The 11,633-nt window shown below is 47.4% G+C and carries 11 protein-coding genes; 4 read left to right on the top strand and 7 right to left on the bottom strand.

Going from position 1 to position 11,633, the window contains the following annotated elements; translation table 11 throughout:
- Window position 1: 1 nt before the first annotated feature.
- The 6 genes from mraY to mraZ are packed head-to-tail and all read right to left on the bottom strand — an operon-like array spanning window position 2 to window position 6,567.
- Window positions 2-1,180 carry a phospho-N-acetylmuramoyl-pentapeptide-transferase gene (gene mraY, locus ACHKAR_RS00990; protein ID WP_395415799.1) on the bottom strand — a complete coding sequence of 393 codons (1,179 nt, stop codon included), beginning with the start codon at window positions 1,178-1,180 and terminating at the stop codon, window positions 2-4.
- A 52-nt stretch (window positions 1,181-1,232) separates the two neighbouring features.
- Window positions 1,233-2,690 (bottom strand): UDP-N-acetylmuramoyl-L-alanyl-D-glutamate--2,6-diaminopimelate ligase, encoded by a 1,458-nt coding sequence (locus ACHKAR_RS00985; RefSeq protein ID WP_395415798.1) that lies wholly within the window; start codon window positions 2,688-2,690, stop codon window positions 1,233-1,235.
- Window positions 2,690-4,789, bottom strand: coding sequence for a penicillin-binding protein (locus ACHKAR_RS00980; protein WP_395415797.1), 2,100 nt, complete (start codon window positions 4,787-4,789; stop codon window positions 2,690-2,692). The genes ACHKAR_RS00985 and ACHKAR_RS00980 overlap by 1 nt, the downstream gene beginning before the upstream one ends.
- Window positions 4,786-5,157: an FtsL-like putative cell division protein gene (locus ACHKAR_RS00975; protein ID WP_395415796.1), complete on the bottom strand. Its 372-nt coding sequence runs from the start codon at window positions 5,155-5,157 to the stop codon at window positions 4,786-4,788. Before ACHKAR_RS00975 ends, ACHKAR_RS00980 begins: the two co-directional genes overlap by 4 nt.
- A 45-nt stretch (window positions 5,158-5,202) precedes the next feature.
- Entirely contained in the window at window positions 5,203-6,123 is a 921-nt protein-coding gene (gene rsmH, locus ACHKAR_RS00970) for a 16S rRNA (cytosine(1402)-N(4))-methyltransferase RsmH (RefSeq protein ID WP_159584738.1), read from the bottom strand.
- On the bottom strand, window positions 6,124-6,567 hold the full coding sequence (gene mraZ, locus ACHKAR_RS00965; protein WP_159584739.1) for a division/cell wall cluster transcriptional repressor MraZ: 444 nt from the start codon (window positions 6,565-6,567) through the stop codon (window positions 6,124-6,126). It abuts the gene before it with no gap.
- A gap of 504 nt (window positions 6,568-7,071) precedes the next feature.
- Here mraZ and ACHKAR_RS00960 point away from each other — a divergent pair.
- Together ACHKAR_RS00960 and ACHKAR_RS00955 are read left to right on the top strand one after the other, a co-directional pair.
- Entirely contained in the window at window positions 7,072-7,896 is an 825-nt protein-coding gene (locus ACHKAR_RS00960) for a universal stress protein (RefSeq protein WP_395415795.1), read from the top strand.
- A gap of 153 nt (window positions 7,897-8,049) precedes the next feature.
- Complete coding sequence (locus ACHKAR_RS00955) at window positions 8,050-8,679, top strand: hypothetical protein (RefSeq protein ID WP_395415794.1); 630 nt, start codon at window positions 8,050-8,052, stop codon at window positions 8,677-8,679.
- A gap of 517 nt (window positions 8,680-9,196) precedes the next feature.
- On the opposite strand, the gene ACHKAR_RS00950 is transcribed toward ACHKAR_RS00955, so the two are convergent.
- Entirely contained in the window at window positions 9,197-9,415 is a 219-nt protein-coding gene (locus ACHKAR_RS00950; RefSeq protein WP_395415793.1) for a hypothetical protein, read from the bottom strand.
- Window positions 9,416-9,550: 135 nt separating this feature from the next.
- Here ACHKAR_RS00950 and ACHKAR_RS00945 point away from each other — a divergent pair, with 135 nt between their 5' ends.
- Window positions 9,551-10,861 carry an ammonium transporter gene (locus ACHKAR_RS00945; protein ID WP_395415792.1) on the top strand — a complete coding sequence of 437 codons (1,311 nt, stop codon included), beginning with the start codon at window positions 9,551-9,553 and terminating at the stop codon, window positions 10,859-10,861.
- Between the two features lie 8 nt (window positions 10,862-10,869).
- Complete coding sequence (locus ACHKAR_RS00940) at window positions 10,870-11,214, top strand: P-II family nitrogen regulator (RefSeq protein WP_159584746.1); 345 nt, start codon at window positions 10,870-10,872, stop codon at window positions 11,212-11,214.
- Window positions 11,215-11,633: the final 419 nt, after the last annotated feature.

The following is an 11,633-nucleotide window of genomic DNA, read 5'->3' as shown; positions in this document are numbered from 1 at the left end:
TTTATCTAAGTTTAAGCGTTGCCAAAGTGAGTATAGCCAGCAGGATGCCGACTGTCCAAAACCGGGTCACGATTCTGGCTTCATGCCATCCTTTTTTCTGATAATGATGATGTAGCGGAGACATCAGAAAAACCCTTCGCCCCTCTCCGTATTTCTTCCGCGTGTATTTGAAATAAGACACCTGAATGATCACCGACAGGTTTTCGATCAGGAAAATGCCGCATAATATCGGGATGAGGAGCTCCTTTCTGATGACCAAAGCCAATACGGCTATGATGGCCCCCAGTGACAGGCTGCCTGTATCTCCCATAAATACCTGTGCGGGGTATGAATTGTACCATAGAAAACCAATACAGCCCCCCACAAAAGCCGCACTGAAAATCACCAACTCACCGGAGTTGGGAATAAAGGCGATGTTCAGGTACTCAGCAAAGACCGCATTACCTGACAGGTAGGCCAGAATGGCCAGCGTAAGACCGATGATGGCAGAAGTACCCGCCGCTAACCCATCGAGTCCGTCGGTGATATTGGCGCCATTAGACACTGCGGTGATGATAAAAATCACCGCCAGCACATAAATCAGCCAGGTATAATCCTCCAGAAAATAGGGCAGTAACCAGTCGTACTGGAATTCATTATCCTTGAAAAACGGAATGGTGGTGACGATGGAGCTGCTATCCTCGATACCCATACCACCCAGCTCGGGGATAACCACATCGGGATGCATCACCATTACCAGGCCTACCAGCAAGCCCAGCCCTACCTGACCTATTACTTTGAAATTGCCTTTTAGTCCGTCCTTATTCTTTTTCTTGATCTTGAGGTAATCGTCTGTAAAACCAATGAGCCCCATCCAGAGTGCCGTGATCAGCAAGAGCTGCACATAGACATTGCCAATCTGTGCAAAAAGCAGCGTAGGAATGATGATTGCGGAGATGATCATGATCCCGCCCATGGTCGGTGTGCCCTGCTTTTCCATTTGTCCTTTCAGGCCTAGGTCACGAATGGACTCACCCATCTGAAAGTTTCTGAGCGCATTGATAAACCGCTTGCCAAAAACGATGGTGATGAGCAAAGAAATCACTGCAGCCATACCCGCCCGGAAGGAGATGTAGCGAAATACGCTAGCCCCCATCAGGTCAAATTGTTTATCTAAAAAGTCAAACAGGTAGTACAGCATTTATTTAGTCAATAGTTTTTTTAAAATGGTCAATGGCTGAATAGTACATGGTCTATTGGCCATTTAACATTTCGTTTAATATTTCTTTATCATCAAAGTGATTTCTCACTCCTTTTATCTCCTGATAGGTTTCGTGACCTTTACCAGCCACCAGTATAATGTCCATTTTCTCTGCCAGATTGCAAGCCGTACGTATGGCCTCTTTCCGGTCCTGAATAATCATCGTATTTTTCTGTGCCACCTTAGGCACTCCTTTCATCATTTCCTCCAGGATCACCGCCGGATCTTCGTCCCGTGGATTATCCGAAGTGAGGATGACCTTATTGCTAAACTCTGCCGCAATGCGTGCCATCTCCGGGCGCTTGGTCTTATCGCGGTTTCCACCACAACCGATCACGGTGATCACCTTCTCTTGTCTTGTGCGGAGTTTGTCAATGGTCCGTAGCACATTATCCAATGCATCCGGGGTATGCGCATAATCCACAATGGCGAGTATGTTGTTGCCATTATAAACCTGCTCAAATCGCCCACGAGCACCATCTATCTGCGACAAGGCTGTCAGCACCTCTTCCTTCTCCTCTTCCAGCAGTACTCCTGCTGCATAAACCGCCAGCAGGTTATAAGCATTGAAGTCCCCGATGAGTTTAAACCAGGCACTGATTCCATCCACATCCAACTCCAACCCCTGCAGGGTATTGTGCAGGATCTTCGCGCGGAAGTCTGCCATTGATTTCAGTGAATAAGTATTCTTTTCTGCTTTGGTATTTTGCAGCATTACCATCCCCCGCTTGTCATCGGCATTCACCAATGCAAAAGCCTCTTTTGGGAGCTTATCGAAAAGCATCTTCTTGGCTTTGATATAAGCCTCAAAGGTTTCGTGATAGTCCAGGTGATCATGGGAGATATTGGTGAAAATGCCTCCGGCAAACTGTAGCCCACTGGTGCGATGCTGAACCAGCGCATGAGAACTCACCTCCATGAAACAATGCGTGCACCCCTGACTCACCATCTGAGCCAGTAGCTCATTGAGCTGCAGGCTATCAGGTGTGGTAAATTGCGCATCCAATACTTTGTGGTCAATCTTATTTTCCACGGTAGACAACAAGCCTACTTTGTAGCCCAGCTGCTGAAAGAGCTGAAATAGCAAAGTAGCAGTCGTGGTTTTGCCGTTGGTACCCGTCACCCCTACCAGGTTAAGTTTCCGGGAAGGGTTATCGTGAAAATTGGCTGCCACGATTCCCATCGCAGCAGCACTATTATCCACCTGTACGTACGTTATTGACTTCTTTCTCTTCTCGGGTAAGCTTTCACAAAGAATGGCCACCGCACCCAGATCTATTGCTGTTTCTATGTAATCGTGTCCGTCTACATTCAGCCCTTTAATGGCGATGAACAGACCACCCATTTTTACCCGTCTGGAATCAAACGCCAAAGACGAGATCTCCCGCTCACGATCGCCGTGCAGCTCGGTGAGGGATACTCCGTATAATATGTCTTTCAGCGTCTTCATTAACTCAACTCCAGCTTTATGTTCGTTCCTTTCGAAAATTTCGTTCCCGGCACAATGGACTGCCTGGCCACCCGGCCTCTGCCCTGCACACTCACCTTCAGTCCTGCATTTTCCAGCAGGTAGATAGCATCCCTCAAAGTCATACCCCGCACATCCGGGATGCGCTCGGCCTTGGGTGTATTGTCCTCCCAAAACACCGAATGATTGACCACATCGGTAGTCACCCAGCTGGCATCCGTTTGGGAATGATTGGATATGCCAAATTCGTTGGCGATCATTTTCAGCTCGTCCTGCTTACCAGACCTGATCACGGGGAAAATCCCGGCAAACTGCGTGCGCTGATCCGGCAGCTCCTGATGCAGCTCGGTCTCCAGAGCGTAGATATTGTCTGCGATCTCCTTAAAAACCGGAGCCGCCACATCGCTCCCATAGATCTGATAGCCCTTGGGGTCATCGATCACCACAATGCAGCTGTACTTTGGATCATCTGCTGGAAAGTACCCGGCAAACGAGGTATAATAGGCATTGGTATAGCGACCATTTACCACCTTCTTGGCAGTCCCTGTTTTACCAGCGATCTTATACTTTTCATTGTAAATATTGGAAGCAGTGCCTCGCTCTACCACCCCTTCCAGCATCAGTCTCACATCCCGCAGCGTGCTTTTGGAACAAATCTTTGCATTGAGCACCTTGGGCTCATACTTCTCTATGTTTCTGTTCGCCTTTTTCACCGCCTTCACGATAATGGGCTGAATCATCTTTCCATTGTTGGCCACGGCGTTGTACAAAGTCAACGTCTGGAGAGGAGTCATCTTGAGCTCATAGCCATGAGAGATCCAGGGCAACGAAATCCCACTCCAGGTACTGTCTGAAGGATCCTTGATGTATGGAATGCCCTCACCCACCATCTGAAAGCCCAACGGCTGATCCAGCCCGATATTTTTGATGTAATCGGTATATCTGGAGGGATTGTCTCCGAAATGTCTGGTGATCAGCTTGGCTGTACCGATGTTGGAGCTTTTCTCAAATACTTCCTTCACGGTGAGGATGCCGTAGCCTCCGGGCTTATGGTCCTTCATGGTCTCATTGAAGAACTTCATCACCCCATTGCCTGTATCGATGGTGTCTGTCAACTTGATGTCGCTGTCTTCCAGAAGGGCAATCATACTCGCCAGCTTGAACGTAGACCCTGGCTCGCGGGCGCCCTGGCTACCCACGGCGTAGTTGTAGCGCTCGTAGTATTCTCCTTTGCTGTTTCTGCTCAGGTTAGAAATCGCCTTGATCTCGCCGGTTTTTACCTCCATGAGGATCACCGCACCGTAGTCTGCCTGATGGCGCTGTAGTGCCTTGTAGAGTGCCGACTCAGTGACATCCTGCAGGTTCACATTAAGGGTAGTCTGGATATCATAGCCGTCTTTGGGACGAATCTCCGAGCCATCATATACCGGCTTCCAGCCACCTCCGGCCATCTTTTGAAACAGTGCTTCTCCGTTTTGGCCACCCAGCTCTCTATTGAAGCTGTACTCCAATCCCACTACGCCACGGTTGTCTGAATTGACCGTTCCAATTGTGCGGTATCCCAAATGCGAAAAAGGCAGAAATCTTTTTTCCACCTTCTCGAAGATAATTCCACCTGTCAACCGCCCTTCTCTGAAGATAGGCCAGCGTTCTATCATTTTTTTCTCCTGGTACCCGACCTCTTGCCGGTTGAGCACCATATATCTTTTCCGCTCCTTGCGTGCCGCATCTATTTTGCGGCGATACTGAGCCGGCGACTGATCTCCATAAAAATCCGAAAGCAGGTAACACAGAGAATCTATGTGTGCGTTGTAAAGCTCTTTTCCCGGAAGGTAAGGATCGAACGCCACCTGATAGAAAGGCAAGGAGGTTGCCAACAGGCTGCCATCGTCTGCATAAATGTTGCCACGCGTAGCGTTCACTTTCATCACCTGCAAGCCCATGGTCTCGGCATACCCTCTCCACTTATCACCCTCTGCATACTGCACGGTGATAATGCGAAAAAGTATCCCTGCAGAAAACAAGAATACCAGCATAAATGCGATCCTGACTCGGAGCAATATGGCTTTTTTGATACTCATTCTTCGGCGACAATGATTTTGTAAGGTGAAACATCACTTTCTACCAAACCCAGCGACCGGGCTTGTTTGGCCACTTCTGACTGTTTGCTGGCGTATTTGTAATCGGCCTTTAGTGTGGTGAAATCTGCACGCAGGTCCTCTACCTGGGTTTCCAGCCTGCTGATGGTTCTTATCTTTTTCTCTGCATAGTGTCTGCTGCCTATGTAGATGATGCAGAGTGCGCAGATGAAAAGAATTTGTGGGAGAAAACGTACGTGGATCACTTCCGCCAATGATTCGTCCATTGGTAAATACCGCTCCAGCAGGGTGAAGAAGCTCCCCTGTTTGCCCGAAGATTTGCCTGGTATTTTGTACGTATTGGTTGCCATGTTTTTTATTCTTTGGGCCCGCTCGCGCAGACCATCTGGTATTTTCTATTTTTTATCTTCACTGCGCACTGCTATGCGCAGTTTTGCACTGCGTGCTCTTTTGTTTCTTTCGATCTCCTCCTCGTCCGGTATGATCGGCTTGCGCGTCACCGGTGTGAAGGGTCTGATCACATTGCCATAAAAATCCTGCTCCACGTGACCTTTGAGATTCCCTGTGTTCACAAAGTTTTTGACCGGGCGATCCTCCAAAGAGTGGTAGCTCATCACCACCAGCTTACCTCCAGGCCTGATCACCTCTGCGGTCTGTTCCAGAAACTCCCGAAGGGCGCCCATCTCATCGTTTACCTCTATGCGGATGGCCTGAAACAGCTGCGCCAGGTACTTCATTTCCTTTCCTCTGGGAGCTACCTTCAGGGCTACCTCCCTGAGCTCCTCATTTCTGGTGATGGGCTTTCCGCCCCTGGCCCTGATGATGGCTGCCGCGAGTGTTCGGGCATTTTTGATCTCACCATAGGCACTGAGGATATGAATGAGGTCATCCTGCTCATAGTCATTGACTATGTCGCGGGCAGTGACTGCCGCTCCCTGATCCATGCGCATGTCCAGTGCCCCATCAAAGCGGGTGGAAAATCCCCGCTGGCCTTCGTCCAACTGATGGGAGGATACTCCCAAATCAGCCAGAATGCCATCTACCTGCTTTACCCCATAAAAGCGAAGCTGCCTTTTCAGGTGTCTGAAGTTGGATTCTACAAATGTGAAAGAACGATTTTGCCGAAATTCTTCGGCGTTGGCCTTTGCGTCAGCGTCCTGATCAAAAGCATATAGCATCCCCGTATCGAGTCTGCTGAGTATTTCTCTGGAATGTCCCCCGCCACCGAAGGTGACATCTACATAGATTCCATCGGGTTTGATATCGAGTGCATCTATGCACTGTGCCAATAAGACCGGTGTGTGATAGGTGCTCATTTACTCGTCCAGATATTTCTGGGCCAGCGCCGAGTACTCTTCCGAATCATCTATCTGATGCTCCTCAAAATGCTGAGGGTTCCACATTTCAATGTAATTGCCCATCCCTATCAGGATCAATTCCTTGTCTAGTCCGGCATGAGCGAGCATCTGCTTGGGGATCAATAATCGTCCTGCACTATCCAAATCCACCTGCTGGATACTCCTGAAGAAGTTGCGTTTTAGCTTTCTCTGCTCTGCGTTGAACTCACTGAGCGCAGCTATCTTGGCATGTATCTTTTTGTATTCTAACATTGGATACAGGATCAGATTTTGCTCAAATCCTTTTCGGATAATGAGTTCGTGCGTGGAAACCTCGGGTAGACTAGACTTAATCTTCGCAGGTAAGACTAGCCTACCCTTAGTATCCAATTTGCACTCATACTCGCTTGTAAAAAAAGCCATGTCTGAGTTTGCTCTGCTCTCACAGAGCTAGAAAAATATAAACCACCAATACAAATGTATCAAAAAGTATGACAAAGTCAACCACATCCCCCCACTTTACTCCACTTTTTACAAAAACTTTGAAATTAGGCCATAATCGTCGATTTTTCGACCAATATGGTGAATAAGCAGGTTAACTCACTGGATGACAGGACGTAGAATTGGTCTACTTTAAGCTGGAATTGTACAAAATAGCAGCCAATAGCCCGTACAGTGGGGCAAAGTGGAGTGATTAGAAAATTTAGTGTATGTGGTGGGAGAAAGTGGTAGAGAGGTGTCAGTCCGGCACCTCTGATGCTGATGGGTGTAGCAAAAAATCACACCATGACGATCGTTGTAAGCATGGGATATCAGGATGCGATGTGGTGATACTTTTTTAAATAAAAATCATCTGTTGGACTGATCCTCATCACTCGCTGAACGGGGCAAAAGCGATTGCTTTACAAAACCAAAGATCAAAGAATCATGAAAACGATAATTGTTGCCACGGATTTTTCAGCAGCAGCCAATAATGCACTAGGGTATGCAGCAAACCTCGCCAGCGCCGTAGATGCTGACCTGGTGCTGTTCAATGCCTACCACACGAGTACCCATGCTATCAATGGTATGGTGGGGCCTGAGGTTCTGGACAGGCTGGTCAGAAACAATGAAAAACAGCTTCAGGACCTGAGCGACGAGACCGCTCAGAAATATAACCTCTCCGTCAGCTGGGTCAGCAAAACGGACGACACTATAGAGGGGCTCAATCACTATGTAAAAGACCATCACCCGGACCTGGTAGTCATCGGTATGGAAAGCAATGTATTCTCCTATGAGCTTCTGGGAAACACTACCACAGCGGCCATTAAACACCTCAAAACTCCCATACTGGTAGTGCCCCGAATGGCAACATTCAGTAGCATCGAAAAAATACTGTATGCCTATGAACCATCTTACCTCGATCAACACAATCAGCTGGACCTGATGAAGGAGATTGCCCGTAAGTTTCGGGCTCAGCTAGAGGTCTTTCATGTGGATACTCATCCTAAAAAAGATCACCCGGAAAATGAGGAAAACCTGATCCATGCGGCCAACACCATTCTGAAAGACATCCCGCACACCTACAGCACTGTGAGCAACGAGACCATCGCCGAAGGCATAGCGCTGGAAGTGGATCATTACAATGCTGATCTTTTGGTGATGGTACCGCACAAAACCGGCTTTCTAGCGTCTCTTTTCAAGGGTAGCAATACACGGCGTGTGAGCCTGAAGACCAAAGTCCCCTTGCTGGTCATCCCAAATGGGGAGTGAGGAAAGCAGGTTCTTCTTCTTGAAAGGGGTTAATTGGGATTGTAAACCCGAAGCATGGACGGGATCTAAGAGATTTAGAGAATACCTGCTATTCATTTGTTGATATTGATGCTAAGTTATTCTTAACTTAGTTATAACGTAATCCTGAATTCATTGAAACTAACCCCTATTGGACTTTTACTTTTGTTATCCTGCAACTTCACTGCTGATGACATAGGAAAAGAAGGGCCATGGAAGAGCCCCGCCGATAGTGCTGCTTATGCCTATCAGCTGCAGGTGGACAGTATCAAGGTCGCTCAGAAGTCTTTAAGAGATAGCTTGACTAATCTGGGATGGGTGAAATTTAATGGGGTTGAATGTTATTCTCCATTTTCCAACAGTGACTCTATCGATGCTCTCATGGCTGCTTTATTGATTCCAGAAGAGTATACAATCCAGAGAAGCTGTGGTACTCCTTTTTCTGGTTCACCTTATTTTATGATCGATGACTTTGATCGACAGCTTATTGGTGAAAATCCATGTATGAATGACATACGACCAGAGAACTGTTTCGGCGTTGAAAAACTTACAGCTGAATTTATTCCTGTGATTAATGATTCAGACACGCTGGTTTACGTTGTTAAGAGGCCCAATCCTTTAGGCAATGAAAGTATTCATTTGTATGCCAGAGAAATGATCAACGAAGGTGATTTTGTGCTCTTTTTCTCCATTCTATTTCATATGTCCAGACAGGAAGAAGCAGAGTCTATCGCTCAGTCTTTCTATCTCTACACGCAGGAATAAACTGGAAAACAATAGGATTATAGGGTCTTTTATACGCCTAATTCTCTGTTAATCTCGAAAAGTCATGGTATAACGATTGAGCACCGTCATTCCCGCGCAGGTGGGAATCTTATCTAGTCAGGGGCTCTCGATCCGATGATGGCATTGCCTTCCCTTCTGTCATGGAGCCTCTCGAACCACAGATAGAGGGATGATGCGTTAGCGGCATTGTCTTACTCTTCGACGGAGCTCAGAGTGACAATGCCCAAAGACACTTTGCTGAGAAAATGTCTGCCAAGACCAGAATAACAATGCCAGAGCTACGTCGATTGAAAATGTCATGCTGAGCTCCGTCGAAGCATCAGACATTTTCAATGCTATTATCAAATACTCAATCAATCTTGAAAAGACTTGGTTTCTCTCTTGAGAACCGTCATTCCTGCGCAGGCAGGAATCTCATTTAGTCAGGGCTCTCGATTCGCTGGCGGCATTGTCTTACTCTTCAACGGAGTTCAGAGTGACAATGCCTGGCTCAGCGTTACACAGCCACCTCCGAGTGACAATGCCCAAAGACACTTTGCTGCGAAAATGTCATGCCAAGATCAGAATAACAATGCCAGACTCTGTGTGATAATGCCAGAGCCACGTCAATTGAAAATGTCATGCTGAGCTCCGTCGAAGCATCAGACATTTTCACTTCCTGAGATAAGCCATCGAAAGTTCGGGAACATACCAACTCAGATAATAGTGCCCACATAATCGCTTCCCAATTTTTCGCTCTACACACAGAGATTTATCAAAATATTGAAAATCTGTTCAAAGAATTCACGAAATATTATTCCAGTTTTATCAAATTCGCATAAATATTTATCAATCAACCTTACTCTTAATTGTGAAGAAGATTTATTCCTTGATGTTCCTTCTTTTTGGCTATCAGTCTTTTGCAGGAGATGAAGCGGCCATCGATACTGGAGCCACCGCCTGGATGCTGACGTCCACCACCCTTGTATTGCTGATGATCCCCGGACTTGCCATGTTTTATGGCGGCCTGGTCCGAACCAAAAACGTACTCGGCACCATGATGCACAGCTTCACAGCCATGGGCATCATGACCCTCCTTTGGGTCATTTGTGGATACAGCATGGCTTTTGGCCCAAACATACTGGGGGGCTGGTTTGGCTGGAGCTCAGATTATTTCCTGCTACAAGGCATTGATGACGTCATCACCGACGGTATTCCTGAGTATGTTTTTGCCATGTTCCAGGGAAAATTTGCCATCATTACTCCTGCCATCATTGCGGGTGCATTTGCTGAACGTATTTCCTTCAAAGGCTACTGCATTTTCATTGCCGTGTGGGGCATACTCATCTACAATCCCCTTTGTCACTGGGTGTGGGCCTCAGACGGGTACCTGTTCAACCTGGGAGCAGACGGAGCCATCGATTTTGCAGGAGGCACCGTGGTACACATCAGTGCAGGGATTAGCGGACTGGTGGCTGCGATCTATTTGGGCGCCCGAAAGCAACATCCACACCTGCCCATGCAGCCAAACAATCTGGTGATGACCATGATAGGTGTAGGTTTACTTTGGGTTGGCTGGTTTGGCTTCAATGCCGGCAGCAGTATAGAAAGTGGATTGAGTACTGCTCAGGCCCTCACGGTCACCCAAATAGCAGCGGCGGCAGGTGCCCTCGCATGGATATTAATTGAAGGATTTCATCAGGGAAAGGCCACGGCACTTGGATTTGCATCGGGTATCCTGGCAGGGTTGGTGGCCATTACACCGGCCGCAGGTGTGGTGCAGCCCATGGGAGCTATTGCTTTGGGTATTTTCTCCAGTGGTATCTGCTACCTGGCCATTATGGTCAAAAATAAACTCGGCTATGACGACACCCTGGATGCCTTTGGTATCCACGGAGTAGGTGGTATCGTAGGTGCATTGTTGCTTGTTTTCTTCATTCGCGAAAGCTGGATGGAAGATGCTGCCGGACTGTCCGGGGGTACCTGGGGTGTCATAGACCAGTTGGGTGTACAGGCTTTGGCCATTCTTATTGCCCTGGTATATGCCGGAGTGGGCACTTTACTGATCCTCTTCGTATTGAATAAGATAGTTCCCCTAAGGGCAACAGAAGAAGCCGAAATGAAAGGGCTGGACAGCTCCTACCATGGCGAAAAAGGATATGGAATGATTAACCCTAGCTAAACGAACCTATGAAACTAATAATTGCTATCATCAGAGAAAATCAGCTCGATCAGGTCCGGGAGTCACTTATTGAGGCCGGAATTGCCAGAATCACGGTAAGCAACGTATCAGGTCATGGCAGGAGAATCACCGAAGAGATTTACCGTGGGCAGAAGGTCATCCCTACCATGGTTTCAAATATCCGGTTGGAGATTGCTGTAAATGACGAGTTCAAAGAAAGAACCATTGATGCCATCACCAGAGCCACCGAATCCAATGACGGGGAAATGGTAGGCAGTGGTAAAATATTTGTGGTTCCGTTGGAGGAATGCATTCGTATTCGCACCGGCGAAAAAGGAAATGCAGCGATCTGACCAGGGTTAACCTCCTAAAGATTAGAAGGTCGTTTTGGACTGGCTCTTTGAGTGGTCCGGAGCGACCTTTTTTTTACACCTGCCTACTTGAAGTCTTAATCAAATAGCTTTAAGGATTTCATAGCAAGCGTTACTCTTCGCGCAGTTCAGACCTATTGAGCACCGTCATTCCGCGCTGGCGGGAATCTCATCCAGTCAGAATTTCTCAGGTCTGATATCAGGCATTGTCCTACTCTTCGACAGAGCTCAGAGTGACAATGCCCAAAGACAATTTGCTGTGAAAATGTCATGCCGAGATCAGGATAACAAGCCAGACTCAGTGTGATAATTCCAGAGCCACGTCAATTGAAAATGTCATGCTGAGCTACGTCGAAGCATCAGACATTTTCAATGCATTTTCTATTATCAAATACTCGATC

It is taken from the genome of Marinoscillum luteum, from assembly GCF_044005705.1.
In the GTDB taxonomy this organism is placed as follows: domain Bacteria; phylum Bacteroidota; class Bacteroidia; order Cytophagales; family Cyclobacteriaceae; genus Marinoscillum; species Marinoscillum luteum.
The sequence above is the reverse complement of the archived record's forward strand: the minus strand, read 5'-3'. Positions and strand labels throughout refer to the sequence as shown.

Bases quoted from the DNA above. Each gene is read 5' to 3' on its own strand.
- mraY (WP_395415799.1), bottom strand. From the start codon at position 1,180: ATGCTGTACTACCTGTTTGACTTTTTAGATAAACAATTTGACCTGATG.
- ACHKAR_RS00985 (WP_395415798.1), bottom strand. From the start codon at position 2,690: ATGAAGACGCTGAAAGACATATTATACGGAGTATCCCTCACCGAGCTG.
- ACHKAR_RS00980 (WP_395415797.1), bottom strand. From the start codon at position 4,789: ATGAGTATCAAAAAAGCCATATTGCTCCGAGTCAGGATCGCATTTATG.
- ACHKAR_RS00975 (WP_395415796.1), bottom strand. From the start codon at position 5,157: ATGGCAACCAATACGTACAAAATACCAGGCAAATCTTCGGGCAAACAG.
- rsmH (WP_159584738.1), bottom strand. From the start codon at position 6,123: ATGAGCACCTATCACACACCGGTCTTATTGGCACAGTGCATAGATGCA.
- mraZ (WP_159584739.1), bottom strand. From the start codon at position 6,567: ATGGCTTTTTTTACAAGCGAGTATGAGTGCAAATTGGATACTAAGGGT.
- ACHKAR_RS00960 (WP_395415795.1), top strand. From the start codon at position 7,072: ATGAAAACGATAATTGTTGCCACGGATTTTTCAGCAGCAGCCAATAAT.
- ACHKAR_RS00950 (WP_395415793.1), bottom strand. From the start codon at position 9,415: ATGTGGGCACTATTATCTGAGTTGGTATGTTCCCGAACTTTCGATGGC.
- ACHKAR_RS00940 (WP_159584746.1), top strand. From the start codon at position 10,870: ATGAAACTAATAATTGCTATCATCAGAGAAAATCAGCTCGATCAGGTC.